20 protein-coding genes are annotated in these 18,366 nt (G+C 70.0%); 11 read left to right on the top strand and 9 right to left on the bottom strand.

All coding sequences use genetic code 11. From position 1 onward, the window contains the following. On the bottom strand, positions 1–498 hold the full coding sequence (locus QSK18_RS10815; RefSeq protein ID WP_285618357.1) for a hypothetical protein: 498 nt from the start codon (positions 496–498) through the stop codon (positions 1–3). A gap of 158 nt (positions 499–656) precedes the next feature. On the opposite strand from QSK18_RS10815, the gene QSK18_RS10810 reads away from it, so the two are divergent. The 6 genes from QSK18_RS10810 (at position 657) to QSK18_RS10785 (ending at position 5,926) form a co-directional block, all read left to right on the top strand. Then, a complete protein-coding gene (locus tag QSK18_RS10810) occupies positions 657–803 on the top strand; it encodes a hypothetical protein (RefSeq protein WP_285618354.1) in 147 nt (48 codons plus the stop codon). Positions 804–901: 98 nt separating this feature from the next. Beyond that, complete coding sequence (locus QSK18_RS10805) at positions 902–1,345, top strand: HNH endonuclease (RefSeq protein WP_285618353.1); 444 nt, start codon at positions 902–904, stop codon at positions 1,343–1,345. A gap of 47 nt (positions 1,346–1,392) precedes the next feature. Beyond that, positions 1,393–2,145 (top strand): sulfite exporter TauE/SafE family protein, encoded by a 753-nt coding sequence (locus QSK18_RS10800; RefSeq protein ID WP_285618351.1) that lies wholly within the window; start codon positions 1,393–1,395, stop codon positions 2,143–2,145. A gap of 68 nt (positions 2,146–2,213) precedes the next feature. Continuing rightward, positions 2,214–4,004 (top strand): ABC transporter ATP-binding protein, encoded by a 1,791-nt coding sequence (locus tag QSK18_RS10795; protein WP_285618349.1) that lies wholly within the window; start codon positions 2,214–2,216, stop codon positions 4,002–4,004. A gap of 124 nt (positions 4,005–4,128) precedes the next feature. After that, positions 4,129–5,688 (top strand): LCP family protein, encoded by a 1,560-nt coding sequence (locus QSK18_RS10790; RefSeq protein WP_232810564.1) that lies wholly within the window; start codon positions 4,129–4,131, stop codon positions 5,686–5,688. A gap of 61 nt (positions 5,689–5,749) precedes the next feature. Further along, a complete protein-coding gene (locus QSK18_RS10785) occupies positions 5,750–5,926 on the top strand; it encodes a zinc ribbon-containing protein (protein ID WP_232810565.1) in 177 nt (58 codons plus the stop codon). Between the two features lie 16 nt (positions 5,927–5,942). On the opposite strand, the gene QSK18_RS10780 is transcribed toward QSK18_RS10785, so the two are convergent. From QSK18_RS10780 to QSK18_RS10770, 3 genes are read right to left on the bottom strand one after another with little or no spacing between them, the layout of a single operon-like run. Further along, positions 5,943–7,292 (bottom strand): sensor histidine kinase, encoded by a 1,350-nt coding sequence (locus QSK18_RS10780; protein WP_232810566.1) that lies wholly within the window; start codon positions 7,290–7,292, stop codon positions 5,943–5,945. Beyond that, positions 7,285–7,959 carry a response regulator transcription factor gene (locus QSK18_RS10775; protein ID WP_232810567.1) on the bottom strand — a complete coding sequence of 225 codons (675 nt, stop codon included), beginning with the start codon at positions 7,957–7,959 and terminating at the stop codon, positions 7,285–7,287. Before QSK18_RS10775 ends, QSK18_RS10780 begins: the two co-directional genes overlap by 8 nt. A gap of 9 nt (positions 7,960–7,968) precedes the next feature. Continuing rightward, positions 7,969–9,084 (bottom strand): glycoside hydrolase family 26 protein, encoded by a 1,116-nt coding sequence (locus QSK18_RS10770; protein WP_285618344.1) that lies wholly within the window; start codon positions 9,082–9,084, stop codon positions 7,969–7,971. A 258-nt stretch (positions 9,085–9,342) separates the two neighbouring features. On the opposite strand from QSK18_RS10770, the gene QSK18_RS10765 reads away from it, so the two are divergent. Further along, positions 9,343–9,840, top strand: coding sequence for a hypothetical protein (locus tag QSK18_RS10765; protein ID WP_285618343.1), 498 nt, complete (start codon positions 9,343–9,345; stop codon positions 9,838–9,840). A 786-nt stretch (positions 9,841–10,626) separates the two neighbouring features. On the opposite strand, the gene QSK18_RS10760 is transcribed toward QSK18_RS10765, so the two are convergent. The 3 genes from QSK18_RS10760 to QSK18_RS10750 are packed head-to-tail and all read right to left on the bottom strand — an operon-like array spanning position 10,627 to position 12,573. After that, a complete protein-coding gene (locus QSK18_RS10760) occupies positions 10,627–12,114 on the bottom strand; it encodes a hypothetical protein (protein WP_285618342.1) in 1,488 nt (495 codons plus the stop codon). 55 nt (positions 12,115–12,169) lie between these two features. Further along, positions 12,170–12,406, bottom strand: a complete 237-nt coding sequence (locus QSK18_RS10755; protein ID WP_285618340.1) for a nuclear transport factor 2 family protein — start codon at positions 12,404–12,406, stop codon at positions 12,170–12,172. An 8-nt stretch (positions 12,407–12,414) separates the two neighbouring features. Beyond that, positions 12,415–12,573, bottom strand: a complete 159-nt coding sequence (locus tag QSK18_RS10750; protein WP_285618338.1) for a nuclear transport factor 2 family protein — start codon at positions 12,571–12,573, stop codon at positions 12,415–12,417. 81 nt (positions 12,574–12,654) lie between these two features. Here QSK18_RS10750 and QSK18_RS10745 point away from each other — a divergent pair, with 81 nt between their 5' ends. Then, the gene (locus tag QSK18_RS10745) at positions 12,655–13,095 is read left to right on the top strand and encodes a MarR family winged helix-turn-helix transcriptional regulator (RefSeq protein ID WP_232810572.1); all 441 of its coding nucleotides are present in this window, start codon (positions 12,655–12,657) and stop codon (positions 13,093–13,095) included. A 46-nt stretch (positions 13,096–13,141) separates the two neighbouring features. Here QSK18_RS10745 and QSK18_RS10740 read toward each other — a convergent pair whose 3' ends face one another. Continuing rightward, positions 13,142–14,191, bottom strand: a complete 1,050-nt coding sequence (locus QSK18_RS10740; protein WP_232810573.1) for an aldo/keto reductase — start codon at positions 14,189–14,191, stop codon at positions 13,142–13,144. 37 nt (positions 14,192–14,228) lie between these two features. Beyond that, positions 14,229–15,185 carry an AraC family transcriptional regulator gene (locus QSK18_RS10735; RefSeq protein WP_232810574.1) on the bottom strand — a complete coding sequence of 319 codons (957 nt, stop codon included), beginning with the start codon at positions 15,183–15,185 and terminating at the stop codon, positions 14,229–14,231. Between the two features lie 81 nt (positions 15,186–15,266). On the opposite strand from QSK18_RS10735, the gene QSK18_RS10730 reads away from it, so the two are divergent. The 3 genes from QSK18_RS10730 (at position 15,267) to QSK18_RS10720 (ending at position 18,333) form a co-directional block, all read left to right on the top strand. Further along, entirely contained in the window at positions 15,267–16,067 is an 801-nt protein-coding gene (locus QSK18_RS10730; RefSeq protein WP_285618334.1) for an NAD(P)H-dependent oxidoreductase, read from the top strand. Between the two features lie 391 nt (positions 16,068–16,458). Continuing rightward, positions 16,459–17,781: a M1 family metallopeptidase gene (locus QSK18_RS10725; RefSeq protein ID WP_285618332.1), complete on the top strand. Its 1,323-nt coding sequence runs from the start codon at positions 16,459–16,461 to the stop codon at positions 17,779–17,781. 12 nt (positions 17,782–17,793) lie between these two features. Continuing rightward, positions 17,794–18,333, top strand: a complete 540-nt coding sequence (locus tag QSK18_RS10720) for a DinB family protein (protein ID WP_285618330.1) — start codon at positions 17,794–17,796, stop codon at positions 18,331–18,333. Positions 18,334–18,366: the final 33 nt, after the last annotated feature.

The raw sequence follows: 18,366 nt of genomic DNA, 5'->3' as shown, positions 1-18,366 counted from the left end.
TCAGGGCGCGATGACCTGCTTGTGGATGTAGATCCCGCGGGCGGCCAGCCAATCCGGGGTGGCGCTGCGGACCTGGCTGTCGGACATCTGCGGGAAGGGGTGCACCCAGTCCTTGTGCATCCGCAGCCGCCGGGTCCAGGCCGGGGCCTCCTGCCGGGCCTGCTCGTACTCGTGGGCGATGAGCACCCCGAGCAGGATGTGCCAGCGGGTGAAGTAGCCACCCGGACCGCTCGGGCCACCCGGGACGTCCTTTCCCGTGCGCCGCGTCTTGACGGCGTGCTCGGCGCGGCGGGGCGCCCGCCGGCCCGGGTCCCGCGCCCACTCGGTGGGTGCCGGGCCGGGCACCAGGGCGCCGCCGTCGGCCTGCTGCAGGGCGCGGCGCAGGTGGTCGCGGCACTGCACGGCCAGCTTGAAGGCCCAGCCCTCGTCGCCGGGCTCCTCGTCGAGAGCGGCGGTCATGGCGGACCAGGTGGGCTCGGGGGTGGCGAACACAGTCACACCCGAATGATGAGCGACCACACTCCGTAGCGGCTAGGTCACCCGGGCGAGACCAGGCTCACCCTCAGGTCGCCTCGGCCCGAGACCGGTAAATGCCTGGCCCCGACCTGCACCGACTTGCCAGCCTGTTCGCGCAGCCCGGTCCGTGCCGGTGCTGAGTGACCCGATCGGCCGACGGCCGGAAGGAGGTGATCGAGGTGGACATGCTCTTCCTGGGTAACCCCCTGCCGGTTGGCCCGTCCGGGTGTGCCTCGATCACGCTCTGGAGCCGCGCCGAGGCCCGGCCCGGGAACGGCCTGCCCTGACCCGCTGACATCAGCCCTCAGGCGCCGCTCCCGACATTCCGGGGGTGGCGCCTTTTTCGATTCCCAGTACGAGAAGACCCTTGTGAGGAGGTGTCTTGGTGACCACAGTTCTGGTGCTGAACGCTTCCTACGAGCGTCTGCATTACGTCTCCCTGCCGCATGCGGTGCGCATGCTGGTCCGGCAGGTGGCGGTGGTGGAGGAAGTGGCGGCCGGGCGGCCGATGGGCCCCTGGCCCCGCCCGAAGGTGGTGCGGCTGCTCAGGTACGTGGCCATGCGCTGGCGTCACCGGGCCCGGCCGCCCTGGTCCCGCCGGGCCCTGCTGACCCGCGACGGCCACACCTGCGCCTACTGCGGCGCCCGGGCCAGCACCGTCGACCACGTGCTGCCGCGATCCCGGGGCGGCGCGGACAGCTGGCTGAACACGGTGGCCGCGTGCGGGCGGTGCAACCACCGCAAGCGCGACCGCACGCCGGCCGAGGCCGGGATGCCCTTGCTGGCCAAGCCGTTCGAGCCGTCGTGGGAGCAGATTCTCACCCACTGAGAAAGCAGGGTGAATCAGCGGACGGACCTCGGTCTAGGGTCGCCAACATGGAGTGGTGGCAATGTGGCCTGGTTCTGCTGGCCGGACTGGTGGCCGGGGCGATCAACGCAGCCGTGGGCTCCGGCACCCTGATCACCTTTCCGGTGTTGCTGGCCCTGGGGTTTCCTCCGGTCACGGCCAACATCTCGAACAGCATCGGCCTGGTGCCGGCCAGTCTCGCCGGCACCTGGGTCTACCGCCGGGAGCTGGCCGGTCGCCGCGCGATCCTGGCTCGCCTGCTCCCGGCCTCGGTGGCCGGCGGGATCGTAGGGGCCGTGCTGCTGCTCGTCCTGCCGGCGAAGGCGTTCGAGGCGGTGGTACCCGTACTGATCGTCGCTGCTCTGGTGCTGATCGTGCTGCAGCCCCGGCTGAGCCGCCGCGCCGCCGCCGCGAAGAGTCGTGCGCAGTTGAGGGCTCTGGTCATCGCCGTGTTCCTCACCGCGATCTACGGCGGCTACTTCGGTGCGGCTCAGGGGGTTCTGCTGATGGGCCTGCTGGGTTGGCTGCTGACCAGCGACCTGCAGTATGCGAACGGCGTCAAGAACGTGCTGGCGACCTGTACCGGGACGATCGCGGCCCTGGTCTTCGTGATCACGGCGGCCGGCGAGGTGGACTGGCTGGTGGCCGGGCTGATCGCGTCCGGCAGTGCGGCGGGTGGTGTGGTGGGTGGGCATCTGGCCCGTCGTCTGCCCCCTGCCGGGTTGCGCGCGTTCATCGTCGTGGTCGGTCTGGTGGCGGTCGCGCGGCTGCTGCTCGGGTAGACACGAGTCAAAAGATCAGGCCGGCCGTAACTGTCGGTCCCGGGTCCGATCCCGCCTAGACTGAGGCAATGTCTGGGCAAGCGCTTTCCGGAAACCCCGACCACCTCACCGACCCGGCGCAGATCATCGACGCCGGCCACCCCGTCCGTTCGCTGATCCGCCTGCTCGCCCGCCGCCCCGGGCGGATGGCCTTGGCGATCGGGGCCTTCGTGCTCAAGGAGATCCCGATGTGGATGCTCCCGGTGATCACCGCGGCGATCATCGACACGGTGGCCGAGGGCGGCCGGACCAGCACCGTGCTGGGCTGGCTCGGCCTGGCCGTGCTGCTGCTGGCCCAGAACTACCCCAACCACCTCGTCTACACCCGCAACTTCATGATGGTCGTCCGCGACACCGGCGCCGAGCTGCGCAACGTGCTGGCCGGCCGGCTGCAGACCCTCTCGATCGGCTTCCACGCCCGCTCCACCTCCGCGGTGGTGCAGAACAAACTGGTGCGCGACGTCGAGAACATCGAGCTGATGCTGCAGCAGGTCACCCACCCGCTGCTGTCGGCCACGATGGTGGTGATCGGCGCGATGGCCATGACCGCGGTGCTGGTGCCCCAGTTCCTGCCGGTCTACCTGCTCACCGTGCCGCTCGCCCTGCTGATCCGCTACACCGTGGCCAAACGCTCGCGCACCCGCAACGAGCGCTTCCGGCTGGAGATGGAGGGCCTGGCCGCCCGGGTGGGCGAGATGGCCTCGCTGATCCCGGTCACCCGGGCCCACGGCCTGGAGCAGACCGCGGTGGACCGGGTGGCCGGTGGCGTGGAGAAGGTGCGGCGCGAGGCGCTGAAGCTGGACATGCTGAACGGGCACACGGCCTCGATGTCGTGGGTGAGCATGCAGTTCCTGGGCGTGCTGTGCCTGGCCCTGGCCGCGGTGTTCTCCCTCACCGGGGCCCTGCCGATCGGCCCGGGCGACGTGGTGCTGCTGTCCACCTACTTCACCCTGCTCACCCAGGGCCTGATCCAGCTCCTCGGCCTGCTGCCGGTGGCGGCCCGCGGGGTGGAGTCGGTGCGCTCGGTGGCCGAGGTGCTGGCCGAGCCCGACCTGGAGCACAACGAGGGCAAGCGGCCGGTCGGGGCGGTGACCGGCGCCCTGAGCCTGCAGCGGGTCCGGCACCGGCACCCCGACGCCCAGGTGGACAGCCTGCACGACGTCGACCTGGAGATCCGGCCGGGCGAGACGGTGGCTTTCGTCGGCCCCTCGGGCGCCGGCAAGTCCACGGTCCTCAACCTGGTGCTCGGCTTCGTCCGGCCCACCCAGGGCCGCATCCTTCTCGACGGCCAGGACATGCAGGAACTGGACCTGCGCACGGTGCGCCGCTTCGTCTCGGTGGTGCCGCAGGAACCGATGCTGTTCGAGGGCAGCATCCGCGACAACGTCGCCTACGGACTCGACGACGCGAGTGACGAGCGGATCCGCCAGGCCCTGCAGCAGGCCCAGGCCCTGGACATCATCGCCAGTCAGCCCGACGGCTGGGACACCGTGGTGGGCGAGCGCGGCGCCCGGCTCTCCGGCGGCCAGCGACAGCGCATCGCGATCGCCCGCGCACTGATCCGCCGGCCCCGGATCCTGCTGCTGGACGAGGCCACCAGTGCTCTCGATCCGGAGTCGGAGGTGCAGGTCAAGCAGGCGCTGTCCGAGCTGATGGGCGGCTGCACCACGCTGGTGGTGGCGCACCGGCTCTCCACCATCCGCCAGGCCGACCGGATCGTGGTGCTGGAGGGCGGCCGGATCACCGAGATCGGCGGGCACGACGAGCTGCTGGCCCGGGGCGGGCGCTACGCGGCGCTGCACCGGGCCCAGGCCGGGTGACCACCCGGACACCCTTCAGGTCCGGTTCAGGTAGCTTCGCCCAGCATGCCTGCGTGCTCCTCGCTCCGTGCTGCCCGAAAACTCTGTGCTGCCCGAAAACCCTGAGCCGTCCGAGAACCGCATCGTGACCCCCCATCGGGACGCTCCGGTACGGCACGCCCGAGGTCGGGTCCGGCTCACTCCCTGGGGCAAGATCGCCCTGGGAACCGTGGGTGTTCTGGCGGCCGGCACCCTGGGCGGCGGCACGTACGTGTACCAGCGGCTGAACGGCAACATCGAGTCGGCCGCCCTGTTCACCGGCACCACCGGCGACGCGGGCGTGCAGAAGGCCGACGACCAGGGCCGGTTCCCGATCAACGTGCTGGTGATCGGCACCGACTCGCGCTCGTCGGAGGCCAACTGCAAGCTGGGCGGGGCCTGTGACGACACCGCGTCGAACGCCGACGTGCAGATCCTGGTGCACCTTTCGGCCGACCGCACCAACATCACGGCGATGAGCGTGCCGCGCGACACGCTGACCCAGATGCCCGGGTGCAAGGACCCGGAGTCGGGCAACAGCGTGGGCGAACGCTACGCCCAGATCAACGGCAGCCTGGCGTACGGCCCGGGCTGCTCGGTGGCGGCGGTGCACCAGCTCACCGGGATCACCATCGACCACTTCGTGCTGGTCGACTTCGCCGGGGTGATCGCGATGTCGGACGCCACCGGCGGGGTGGAGGTGTGCGTGGACAACAACGTCTACGACACCTATTCGCACCTGAAGCTGTCGAAGGGCAAGCACACCCTCAAGGGGGAGGCGGCGCTTCAGTTCGTGCGTACCCGGCACGGTTTCGGCGACGGCAGCGACCTGGGCCGAACCTACGGCCAGCACGCTTTCCTTTCCGCGGCGATCCGGGCGCTGAAAGACAATGGCACGCTGCTGAACCCGACCAAGCTCTTCGGTGTGGCCGACGCCGCCACCAAGGCGCTCACCGTGGACAGCGGCCTGAACAGCATCCCCAAGCTGATCGACCTGGCCGGCGAGCTGAACAAGGTGGACACCGACCGGATCACCTTCGCCACCATGCAGACCACGGCCGCGCCCACCGACCCGAACCGGGTGGTGCCGGCCGAGGCCGCCGAGAAGCTGTTCTCCACCATCGTCGAGGACCGCTCGCTCTCGAAGGACAAGAACACGGTCAGCGCGGCCACCACCACCGCCACGGCAACGGCCGCGGCCGACGTGAGCCGCGACTTCGCGGTGCAGGTGCAGAACCGGGGCGGGCAGGAGGGCCGGGCCGGGGAACTGACCGACGTGCTGAGCGAGCAGGGCTACGCCGCCGAAACCGACCCCTCCTCGGGCGATCTGGAGAAGCGCACGGCCATCCACTACCGCAAGCCCCAGCTGGAGCAGGCCCAGCAGCTGGCCGCCGACCTGAAGATGCCCTCGTCGCTGCTGACTCTCGACAAGAGCGCCGACGACGTCACGCTCGTACTGGGGGAGGACTGGACCAGTGGCGACACCTACCCGAAGTCCACGAAGAAGGATCGCGAAGAGGCCCTGGCCGACTCCAACGCCCGCAGCGCCAAAAAGTCTCAGTGCGTGCCGGTGAGCGAGGCGAACACGGTCACCTACAACGGTGTCTCGATGTCGCCGCCCGAGGCCTACGCCCTGGCCAAGGACAAGAAGGACTCCGCACCCTAGTCGGTACCCAGTGGGACAAGTGTGGTGGCGAGGTTCCCGGCCTCGCGCCACGATGGGCCACATGGCTGATCCAGTACCCGCAGGAAGCGATGTCACGTCCGGCACCTACAAGTGCACCGAGTGCGGCTACGAGCTGAAGGTCGGCTCCACCAAGCACCTTCCGCCCTGCCCGGAGTGCTCCAACGGCTCCTGGGAGACCCTGTCCGGAGGCGACTCCGCCAAGGACCCGTATCCCTGACCGGCCGAAACACGGGTCAGGTCGGCCCGGTCTGATCGGCGGCCGAAGGCAGCCGCATCTCCAGACGCGCCCCGCCCAGCCGGGCCGTCTCCAGCCGGGCCGACCCACCCGCCTGACGCGCCGCCTCGGCGATGATGGCCAAACCCAGACCGGCACCACCGCTGTCCCGGTCCCGCGCGTCGTCGCGGCGCTCGAACCGGTGGAACACCCGTTCCCGATCCTCCTCGGGCACCCCCGGACCGTCGTCGTCCACCCGCAGGACCGCCGTCGTCCCATGGTCGGTCAGCTCGAACGCCACCGCGGAACGGGCGTGCCGCCGGGCGTTCTCGGCCGCGTTGCGCACCGCCCGGCTCATCAGCGCCGGATCGGCCAGCACCCGGGCCGGTCCCACCCGGGTCAGATCCACCTTCGTCCCCAGGGCCCGCAGCCGTTTTCCCTCGGCCAGCACCAGATCGTCCAGATCGATCTCCTGGAGCGCCCCGGAACTGCGCTCGTCCACCCGGGCCAGCAACAGCAGACCGCTGACCAGTTCCTCCAGCCGCGCGGCCTCGGCGTCGACCACCTCGGCCAGCCCCGGCAACGTCACCGTCTCCGGATGCAGCAGAGCCACCTGCGCATGCTGACGGATCGCGGCCACCGGCGAACGTAACTCGTGCGACGCGTCCGAGACGAAACGCTGCTGGGCCCGGCGGGACTTCTCCAGACGCTCCAGCATCCGGTTCATGGTCACGGCCAGCCGGGCCACCTCGTCCTGCCCGCGCGGCGCGATGATCCGGCCGGCCCCGTCATTGCCGATGTTCTCCACGTCGGAACGAATCTGTTCTACCGGGCGCAACGAACGCCCCACCACCGTCCAGGTGAGCGCGGCCACGAACAGGCTGACCGCCGGAACCGCCAGGCCCAGAAGCCAGCTCGCCGACCGGGTAGCCTCGCCCGCCCCCTTGAGCGAACGCCCGACCACGACGTGCCCGGTGACCCCCGGCTCGAGCTGCACCGGACTGGACGCCACCGCCCAGCGCCGCCCCTGCAGCTCGGCGATCCGGGAATCGTGGTGCACCGGCAGCGCCGGGGTACCGGCGAAGTCGTCGTCGGCGACCGCCACCACCCGGCCCTCGCGCTGCAGCTGGATGATCACCTCGTCGGCCTCGAACGGGGGCAGCCGGCCCACCGCCTGCGTCTCGGCCGCGATCTGGGCGGCCTGTTGCTCGGCGGTGGTCGCCTCGGCCCGCACCACGCTGGAGCGCAGCAGCCCGACCAGGCCGACCGCCCCGGCCGCCAGCACCACCAGCACGATCGCGGTGGTGGCCGAGGTGATCCGGACCCGTAACGACCACCAGCCGATGCGTTCCGCCCGCTGCTCAGGCATCGGCGGTCAACCGGTAACCGGCCCCCCGCACGGTCACGATGGTCTCCACCCCGAACGGCCGGTCGATCTTGGACCGCAGATGCGCGATGTACACCTCCACGATGTTCGGATCGCCCTCGAAGTCGTCGTCCCAGACGCCGTTCAGGATGTCGGACTTCGAGCGCACCGACTCGGCGCTACGGGCCAGGAACGCCAGCACGGCGAACTCCCGGCTGGTCAGCTGGATCGGCGTACCCCCGCGCCGTACCTCGCGGGTGGCCGGGTCGACCACCAGGCTGCCGATGGTCAGGATGGTGGGCCGCTCCGGCCGCCCCCGCCGCACCAGCGCCCGTAACCGGGCCAGCAGCACCGGGAACTCCACCGGTTTCACCACGTAGTCGTCGGCGCCGGTGTCCAGCCCCTCGACCTGGTCCCAGGCGCCGTCCTTGGCCGTGAGCATCAGGATCGGCGTCCAGTTCTCCTCTTCCCGCAGGGCCTGACAGACCGCGTACCCGTTCAGCCCCGGCATCATCACGTCCAGGAGGATCGCGTCGTAACGGACCTCCCGGGCCCGCCACAGCCCGTCGATCCCGTTGTCGGCCACGTCCACCGAAAAACCCTCGGCCACCAGCCCCCGGCTGATGCCCTCGGCGAACCGCGCCTCGTCGTCCACCACCAGAACCCGCACCCCGGCAGCCTATCGGCCGAACAGCTCCCGGAATCGGCTCTCGCTGCGAGGCATCCCGGACAGCTGATGCCGGCCCCGGTCCTCGGGGTTCACGTCGAAGTACGCCTGATAGGCCACGTTGTTGCGGGGATCGTCGATGAACTCGTACATCCGCTGGACGAAGTAAGGGTTGTCGGCGCCGCCCCGCCCGTCGACGTCGGAGCGGTCCCACAGACCCCATTCCGGCATGGACAGTGGCTTACCTCTCTCCCGGGCGAAGCTGGACCAGAAATTCAGCCCATAGGTGGCATTCTCGATGTTGGCCCAGGCAGCCACCTGATGGTCGCGACGGCAGGACCCGGTGCAGTCGGCCGGATACGGGTAGGTGTCTTCGGCCCAGGAGATGTCGTAGACGTCCACCCCGACGTAGTCCACGTACTTGTCGCCCGGCCAGAAGATGGTCGAGTCGTAGGTCTCCCCGCCGTTGTTCACGTTCCAGTCGAAGCGCAGCTTCTCGGCGCCGGGCACCGAACGCATGGTGGTGACGATCCGGCGCCAGTAGGTGACGAAGTCGGTCTGGTCCTCCGGGGTCAGTTCCCAGCGCATCTTGCTGACGTTGAACTCCCAGGCGAGCCGGATGATGGCATCGCCCTGCCCGTGCGCGACCAGGTTGCGGGCCAGCCGGCGGAAGTGGTGGTCGTAGTCACCCGCCGCGCCCGCGGCCAGCGTGACCGTACGGTCACGGGCCGGCAGCATGACCACGCCGTAGACCATCCGGTACCCGGTGTCCTGCCAGGCCCGGAGCATGTAGCCGGGGTCGGCCACGTCGTCCCAGTAGTCGCGGTTGGAGTAGTCGACCGCATAGGGGAAGTCGCGCCCCAGCCAGTCCTCGAACTCGCCTACCTGATCAGGATGGGTTCCACGGAACACCCCGATCTTGACCTTCTCCGCCGCGCCCGAGGTCGGCACGGGCTGAGGCTTCTTCTCGTCCGGGCCAGGAGCCAGCCCCGGCCCATCCTCGGCCGGATTCTCGTCGACCAGGCTGGGGCTGGTGGTGACGCTGGGCGGGTCGTCGCCGCGGAAGCCGACCGCGTAGGTAAGCCCACCGACCAGGGTCAGCACGGCGATCAGGGCAACAACAACCAAAGGACGTTTGCTCGCCTTCGCGACCTTCGGCTGCCGGAAGGACTGTGGCTGGGTTTGTGGGCCGGCCGGCCCGGCGGGGGAGATGTGTTCGCGGGGGTCAGCCCGTTGGCCGGTGCGTGCGTGCTCGCTGGGTGATGGCGCAGGGCTGGGGCGTGCGCGTTCACGCGAGGGTGCTGCACGCCCGGGGCGTACGCGCTCATGGGGGTTCGTCGGGCGGGCGGTGCGTGCCGTGGGCCGCTGTTCGGCCGGATACGGGGCGTGCTGCTCAGCCCGATACGGGGCGTGATGCTCGACCGGATACGGGGGCCGCTGCTTGGCTGCATGTGGGGCGTGCTGCTCAGCCGGATCTGCGGCCCACTGGTCGGTCGGGTACGGGGCCTGCTGCTGGAGCGGATACCGAGCCTGCTGATCGGCTGGATACGGGGCTTGTTGCTCAGCCGGATCTGGGGCCCACGGGTCGGCTGGATACGGGGCCCGCTGCGTGGCTGCATGTGGGCCCTGCTGGCCGGCCGGATCTGGGGCCCACGGGTCAGCCGGATCTGGGGCCACCTGATCGGCTGGATACGGGGCCTGTCGCTTGGCCCGGTACTGGGCCTGCTGCTGGAGCGGGGACTGAGCCTGCTGCTCGGCCTGGTACTGAGCTTGCCCCTCGGCCGGGTACCGAGCTTGGCGTGCGGCCTCGGTCAGCCGCATCTGAGCCGTTTCCGCCTCACGCCGGGCGCGGCGGGTCAGCGGGGCGTTGGCCGCACCAGGTGAGGGTCCGGCGGCTGGCACAGACGTGGACCTCGTCGTGCGGGCAGCACGGTCTGGCCGGTAGGGACGGTCGTCGTAGACCGGGCTATGGAGGCCGGGATCAGAAGAGCCGGGGGCGGAGGGGCCGCGGTCTGAAGAGTTGCGGTCGGAGTGCCATGGGCCGAAGGAGCCGGGGCGGTAGTTCGAGGAGGTGTGGTCTGGGGGCCTGTGGTCGGAAAGTCTGCGGTCGGGAGAGCCGGGGGTGGGACGGCTGCCGTTGGGAGAGTTGCGGTCAGAGAGGCCGCGGTCGGGAAGGCTACGGCCGGAAGGGCCGTGGTCCTGGTACCCCTGGTGGGGGTCGCCGTACCTGCGATCGTCGGGGCCGAGGTCGAACGGAAGGTCAGCAGCGGGCGCGTGCCCTTCGTGGTGGCCGTAAGTCTCGGAGCCGCTGGGCCGGGCGGGCTGTGCGTCGTCGGGCCTGCTGGTCGGGCCTCGCCAGACGTACGCCGGGGTCTGGGGTGTCGCGGCCGCCTCACGTCGGCGCCGCTCGCGGCGGGAGATCTGCTCAGGCCGGTCGGACCGGCCGGGCGGATCAGCCATCGCGCAGGACCGGCCGCACCGGATCAGGGCCTGGGAACCTCTCGGCAGCCGTCTGAGCCGGGCCGCGCGACGGCGGTGGCAGCAGCTCAGGACCGAGGACGTTCACGCGCTCGAAGTGTAATGCGGCCACCTGTGCGCCGCGCGGGAATCCCGAGGTCCGGCCGCTCACCTGCGCGCTCGGCAACCCAAGCCCGTCCGATTCGCCGGAGCTCAGCGCTGAGAGCGGGCCACCGCCACCAGAATGCGCACCCCGCGCCGGGCCAGGCGTAGGCCGGCCTGGGTGAACAGGGTGCCCAGGGCGCCGGCCACCGTGCCGGTGACGAAAGTGGTCATGGCGATGCGCTCGAAGGTGAAGCCGAGGGCGGCGTCAGGCCAGGAGACGATGCTGACGTTGGTGACCGAGACGCGAGGGGGCTGGGCGTCGTCGGTGTCCTCGTCGTACTTGGCGTTGGGGTCGGTGACCAGGCGGGCGGTGAACAGGTGGTCGCCGGCGGCACCGTCGGCGAGCACCACGTAGCGGCCCGAGCGGGGTACCGGGAAGCGCGCCTGGGCCACGTAGACCGGCACCGCGTCGAGGTCGAGGTGCACCTGCTCGGAGCCGTCGCCGCCGGTCATCTCCACGTCGAACTCGATCAGGCCGTCTCCGGGCAGGATCCGCAGCACTTGGGCGGCGGCGGTGTGGCGGGTGCTCAGGTGCATCTCTGCGCCGGTGATCCGGCTGGGGCGGGTGACCATCGGCACCTTGCGGCGGGCGCCGAACATCCGGGGTAGGTCGGTGCGGCGGCGTAGCACAAGGGGACGCTTGCGCCGGCGCGAATGGTACGAGGAGGAAAGGCCTTTCACGTCGGCCCCCTGCAGGGGAGACCAGCCGAAGCCCACGCCGCGGTGGGCCTCGCGCACCGACAGCGCGTACCAGTCCACCGCGTACAGGTGGGCGCCGGAAATCGCCTCGACCACCGTCGGTTTGAAGGCCAGCCCACCGTAGAGCGACACGTCGACCACGTCGGACAGGCCCGGCTTGCGGCGGTACGGACGGCCGAAGACCGAGGCGTAGGAGTCGACGAACGGATGCTCGTCGTCACGACCGGGTTTGATCCGCGGCAGCACCACGTCGATCAGGTTCGCCGCGCCGCTCAGCCGGCTGACCCCGTTCTCGGGCGCGTCCAAAAGCGTGACCTGATCCGGCCGGCGCGCCAGCGCCGCCGAGGCGTGGACCGCCACCGCACTGCCGTGACTGTGCCCGATCAGGTGCAGGCGGACGTTCTCACTGCCCAGCGACTGCTGCAGGGCCATCGCCAGCCGCCGCCCGTTGATCTGCGTGGCCTGCCGGGAGCGGTAGGCGAGCATGACGTCCAGATCCGTGGCCGACTCGTCGATCCAGGAGTAGTAGAGGACGCAGTGGTCGTCACCGAGCGCGGTCAGGGCCTCCAGCAGATGAGCGTGGTACGAGTGCAGCGAGCGCCCGAGCGGGTCGACCAGCCGGGGGTCCCAGGCCGGGAGCGAGGGCACCACGTCGCCGATCGCGTGCATGCGTTCCAGCAGGCGCAGGCCGGGTTGCCAGCCGTGGATGAACACGTGCACGGTGGGCGAGGTGATGCTGCCGGGCTCGACGGGGTGGAAGACGGCACCGTCGAACCGGCTCAGCCGGCGCAGGGGGTCGTCCCAGGCGCCGGTGCCGCCGAAGTATCGCGCTCTCACGATCGTCCATCTTGGCAGGGATCGCCCGCCCCGCGTTCGGGCGGTCGGTGCTCGATCAGTGTTTGCGCAGCCAGAGCAGCTGGATGTGCATCCGGCTGAACCGCCAGCCCTGTGGTGTACGGACGGCGGTGGCCGCCGAACGCAGTCCGGCCTCCCGGTGCGGTGGGTCACCGGCGCGGTAGAAGAAGACCAGCTGGTTCGCGGTCGTCTCGGCCCGGTCGCCGTCCAGGTGGACCAGGACGTCCCCGTGGACGTGCTGGTGCAGCTCCCCGTCGACCTTGTGCTCGTTCATCGAGCTGGTCAGCTCTTCGAGCCCGCGCAGTTCGCCCGTGGCGAGAGTGCCTCGATGTCGTGGTGGTACACGGTGTGCAGGTCGTCGAAACGCTGCTCGTCCAGCAGACGGGACAGTTTCGCGAACAGGTCGGCGATCTCGATCCGGTCGGTGAGTGTCTCGGACATCCGGGCCCCCTCGGGTGAGTGTTGGTGCAACCAACATTACGCACGAGTGTTGGTCTTGCCAACACCATTAGGGTGAAGTGCATGGAAGAGATCCCCGCCCGCCTCTCCGGCAAGCCGAGCTGGCTCATCTCGCAATTGGCGGTGCACGTCGGCCGGATGGCCTTCCGCGGCTTCGCCGAGACCGGCGCGCGCGGGTACCACTACCGGATCCTGGCCTCGCTGCAGGAGTTCGGGCCGGCCAGTCAGGCGCAGCTGGGTCGCTGGGGCCGGATGGACCGCAGTGACGTGGTGGCGGCGGTCACGCAGCTGGCCGAGCAGGGGTTCGTGGAGCGGCAACCGGATCCGGAGCACGGCCGACGTAATCGGGTGCTGCTGACGGAAGCCGGTGCGGCACAGCTGGAACGCATGGACGTGGTGCTGGACCGGATGCAGGAGGAGCTGCTCGCCCCGCTCCCGGCCCCGCAGCGGCAGGAGTTCGTCCGCATGCTCGGAGTGCTGCTGGCCGAGCACGATCCGAGCTGAGCCCGGCGCCGCCACCCCATACGGCGGCGACGTCGGGCTGTGCCCACTACAGGAAGGGCTTGAGCAGGCTCAGGTCGGCGGGGGACAGGCGCTCGCTCGCCGTGGCTGCCTGGTGCCAGTGCGGGTACGGCAGCGGCACGGCGCTGACCTGGTCCAGGCGGGCGCGCTCGTCGTCGGTCAGGCTCAGGTCGGCGGCGGCCAGGTTGTCGGTCAGCTGCTCCTCGGTGCGGGCCCCGATCACCAGTGAGGTGACTCCGGGCCGGCCCAGCAGCCAGGCCAGGGCGACCTGGGCGGCCGAGACCCCGTGGGCCGAGCCGATCTCGACCAGCGCGTCGACGATGTCGTACAGCTTGCCCTCGTCGTGCACCGGGGGCTCGTTCCAGTCGCTCAGGTGCCGGGAGCCTTCCGGGGCGGTGACGTCGCGCCGGTACTTGCCCGACAGCAGGCCGCCGGCCAGCGGACTCCAGACCAGGATGCCGAGCTCCTGGTCCAGGGTGAGCGGCACCAGTTCCTGCTCGGCCTCGCGGGCCTGCAGGGTGTAGTGGATCTGCTGGGACACGTACCGCTGGTAGCCCCGCGCGTCGGCCACCGCCAGCGACTTCATCAGCTGCCAGCCGCTGTAGTTGGAGGCGCCGACGTAGCGGATCTTGCCCGCCCGGATCAGCGAGTCCAGGGCCTCGAGGGTCTCCTCGAGCGGGGTCTGGCCGTCCCACTCGTGGATCTGGAACAGGTCGATGTGGTCGGTGCGCAGCCGCTTCAGGCTGCGTTCGACCGAGCGCACCAGGTGGTAGCGGGAGGCGCCACCGTCGTTCGGGCCCTCACCCACCACCATCCGCGCCTTGGTGGCCAGCAGCACGTTCTCGCGCCGGCCCTGCAGCACCTCGCCGGTGATCTCCTCGCTGAGCCCGTCGGAGTACACGTCGGCGGTGTCGATCAGGTTGACCCCGGCGTCGAGGGCCAGGTCGATCTGGCGCCGGGCGAGCTGCACGTCGGTCTTGCCAACAGCCGCGAAACCTCCCTTCCCGCCGAACGTCATCGTTCCCATGGTCAGCGTCGAGACCCGCAGTCCCGACCGTCCGAGTCGTCGGTATTCCATGAGGCAGACGCTACCCGGAGCCCGGGCAACCGGCAGATCAAGGCACCGGGACCTGGCTGCTGCGCCGGTACTCACGGGGATTGACGCCCCGCACCCGTTTGAAGGCGGCGCTGAAGGCGAACGGGTCGGAATAGCCGACCCTGCGGGCAATGTCGGCGACGGTGGCGGCCGGCTCTTCCCGCAGCAGGTCCGCGGCCAGAGTCATCCGCCACGCCGTCAGGTAGCTGAGCGGAGGCTCACCGACCAGGTCGCTGAAACGTTTGGCCAGCGTCGCGCGGGACACCCCGGCCCGCTCGGCCAGCGTGGCGACCGTCCACGGCGCGGCCGGTTCGGCGTGCAGCATCTGCAGAGCCTTACCGGCCACGGGATCGCGCTGGGCCGCCCACCAGGCCGGTGGCCGGCCGCCGGGCCGGTCGAAGTAGGCCCGGAGCGTGCAGACCAGCATCCAGTCCAGCAGACGGTCCAGCACGACCTGCTGACCCGGAGCATCGACGGCCACCTCAGCGGCCAGGTGATCCAGCACGGGGTCGACCCCACCGCCGGCATGCACGCTGAGCATGACGGGCAACGACTCCAGCAGTCGGTTGTTGATCTCACTGTGCACCGGATAGGCCCCGACGATGAGAGTCGTCGGCCCCGGACCCGAGACACCGTGGCTGCCGTCGCCGGGGTCGTGCCAGCCCAGTCGGTGCAGGGTGCCGCCCTGTTCAGGGGTCGCGCACTCGACCCCGCACTCGATCGGGACAGCCGCCGTGCCCACCTCGTCGACGAAGCTGAAGGTTCCCGGCCCCCGCACCAGCACCGTCTCGTAGGCCCCCACGCGCTGAGCCGGACCCTGCTCCGGCACGATCCAGCCGCCACCCTGCAGCACGGCGCACAGACTCAGCGGCGCCCCGTCAACGAAGTGCAGCGACCAGGGCGGGTTCAACGTCGTGCTGCCGAACAGGGAACCGTGGGCCCGCACGCCACGCATCAGGTCGCTGAACGTATCCACTGGCCCAGATTAGACGATCGCCCGGGTCTTCTGGCGGATGACCCATGGAATCGTCCACTCAGGCGGCGTTGAATCAACGTCATGACCATTTCCCACCGACCGACGCCTGGTTCTGCGCTGTGGGTGTACGCGCACCCCCGCCGCCCCTCCCTGAACGACCGGCTCTTCCAGGAAGGGGTGCAGGAGTTGTCGGCCTACCGCCAGGTGGCGACCTCCGACCTGTACGCCCAGGGTTTCGATCCCGTTCTGGGTCGCCGCGACCTCGGAGCACGCGCCGAAGAACCCGGCAACATCGCCGAACAGATCGGTCAGACCTACGCACTGGGGCACTCGCCCGCCGACGTCAGCGCCGAACAGGCCAAGCTGGCCGCCGCCGAGTTGCTCGTCATCCAGTTCCCGCTGTGGTGGTACGGCCCGCCGGCCATCCTGAAGGGCTGGTTCGACCGGGTTCTCACCAGCGAGTTCGCCTACGGGGACGCCGATCCCGAACGTGGCATGCCCCGACGCTACGGCGACGGCGGTCTGAGCGGGCGCAAGGCTCTCGTCGTGGTCACCGCGGGCGAGGACGCCCGTTCGGTAGGCCCGCGCGGCATCAGCGGCGATCTGGAATCTCTGCTGTTCCCCATCACTCACGGCGTGCTCTGGTACGTCGGTATCGAAACGCTGGGCCTGCACGTGGTTCACGACGCCGACGCCCTGGCGCCGGCCGAGGGTGAACTGGAGGTCAAGCGACTACGGGAAAGGCTGCGCACCCTGGACACCGAGCCAGCACTTCCTTTCCGGCGTCTGCGTGACGGTGAGTACGACGGCACCCGCGCCCTGCGCGCAGACATCCTGCCCGGCCGTACCGATCTGGGGATCCACCTGGACCGTTCCGAGTGACGGCGACCGACGACGACCGACGAGGACCGACGAGGACCGACGAGGACCGGCGGTGATTGCCCGGATTCGTGCTGGTACTGGCTGCGGGGGTCATACCGAGGGCGGAGAGCAGGTCACTCCGTGGGTGGACGATACGTAATGCCTCCACGGGCGAGGGTTGATGCATCGTCCGACAAGAAAGTTTTCCATGCCTCGCCCCGCTCGACCCGCTCGACCCGCCACCTCAGCCCGCTGCCTGGGCCTCGTCGCCGTGGCCGCCCTGATCGCCAGCGGTCTGACCGCCTGCCTGTCGCAGTCACACTCACAGGCCCACTCGCAGTCACAGCCACACTCGCAGTCACACCCGCAGTCACAGTCGCACTCGGCTGGACGGGACAACCCGCCCTCAGCAGTGGCCGCAACCGAGTTCGATGTGCAGCACTACGACCTGGATCTCGACTACGACGTGGCCAGGCGGCGTCTCGTCGGGAGGGCCACGCTCGACATCCTGGCCGGCGGCGGCCCGGACGACATCGTGCTGGACGACATCGTTCTGGACCTGCGGGGGCCCCGAGCCAAGGCGGTTCGCATCGATGGCGCGGATGCCCAGTTCCGTCAGACCAAGGGCGAACTGGTCATCGAGCCGGTCGCTGGTCCGAACCCGGGGCAGAAGCTGGAGGTCGAGGTCGAATACGAGGGCGCGATGGGAACCCCTGTAGACGCCAACGGCACACCTTTCGGATGGATCGCTACCTCCACCGGGGCGCAGGTGCTCGCCCAGCCCGACGGGGCGCCCACCTGGTTCCCGGCGCACGATGTGCTCACCGACAAGGCCACGTACGACTTCACCGTCACCGTGCCCCGCGGAATGACGGCCGTGGCCAACGGAATCCTGGGTGGGCATCGGGAGGAGGGCAAGCGCACCACCTGGTCCTGGCATGCCGAAGACCCGATGCTCACGTACCTGGCCACGGTGAACATCGGCGACTACGACCTGCAGGCTGCCACGGGTCCACAGGGCATCCCGGTGCTCAACGCGGTCAGCCGCGACCTGGACCGGCAGGCCACCCGCGACGCGCAGGAAGCGCTGGGCCTGCAGCCCGAGATCCTGAAGTTCCTCGCCGACACCTGGGGCCCTTACCCGTTCTCGGCGGCCGGTGCGATCGTGAACGACGCCGACCTGGGCTATGCCCTGGAGACCCAGACCCGCCCGGTGTACGCAACCACCCTCGACGACAGCACCATCGTCCATGAACTGGCCCACCAGTGGTTCGGCGACTCCGTGAGCATCGCGACCTGGCAAGACATCTGGCTCAACGAAGGCTTCGCCGTCTATTCCGAATGGCTGTGGTCAGACCGCGAGTACGGTGCCCGGTACGGCGCAACCGTCGACGCCCTGGCCGACGACGTGGCCTCCCGTCCCAAGAGCGACCCGATCTGGAAAGTCGACCTGGCAGCCCCCACTCGCGCCCAGCTGTTCGACCGCGCGGTCTACGACCGGGGCGCCCTGACCCTGCACGCGCTGCGGCGCACCATCGGCGACGACGCCTTCTGGGAACTGACCCGGGCCTGGGCCCGCACCCACGCCGGCGGGAACGTCACCACCGCCGACTTCGAGCACCTGGCCGAGCAGGTCTCCGGCCAGGATCTGCACACCTTCTTCCGGGCCTGGGTGCACTCGACGGGACGCCCGGACGTCTCAACAATTGACTTGTCGAGGGTGCGGCTCAGTTGATTGATTGACCGGATGAGCTTCGACGGCATGTGGATGAGGCCCGGCGACGACCCTCGCGAGGCCATTCCCCCCGGGCGGGGCGAAAAGGCCGTGCTGGCGGAATACCTCGACCGTTACCGGATGACCTTCGAACTCAAGTGCGAGGGGCTGACTGCTGCGCAACTGGCGACGCGTTCGGTGACGCCGTCGACCATGTCGCTACTGGGGCTGATACGTCATCTCGCGCGGGTCGAGCACTCCTGGACGCGCCGGGTCTTCGAGGGACAGCCCGAACTGCCCCGGCTGTACCGCACCGAGGACGATCCGGATCTCGACTTCAATCAGGCGATCGCCGCCGACGAGGTCGTGGCCGAGGCCTGGGCCACCTGGCGCGGGGAGGTCGCCCATGCCCGGGCTGTCTACGCCGGCCTGGATCTCGACGCGCTGATCCGGGTCGACGGGCAGGAGGTCGAGGCTCGCGACATCGTGGTCCACCTGGTCGAGGAGTACGCCCGGCACGTCGGGCACGCCGATCTGCTGCGTGAGGCCCTCGACGGCCGCACGGGTCAGTAGGACCCGAAAATCACCGGCCGGGCCCGAGGAACG

It is taken from the genome of Kineosporia sp. NBRC 101677 (genome assembly GCF_030269265.1).
GTDB lineage: Bacteria > Actinomycetota > Actinomycetes > Actinomycetales > Kineosporiaceae > Kineosporia > Kineosporia rhizophila.
This window is presented reverse-complemented; position numbering and strand designations above follow the sequence as displayed.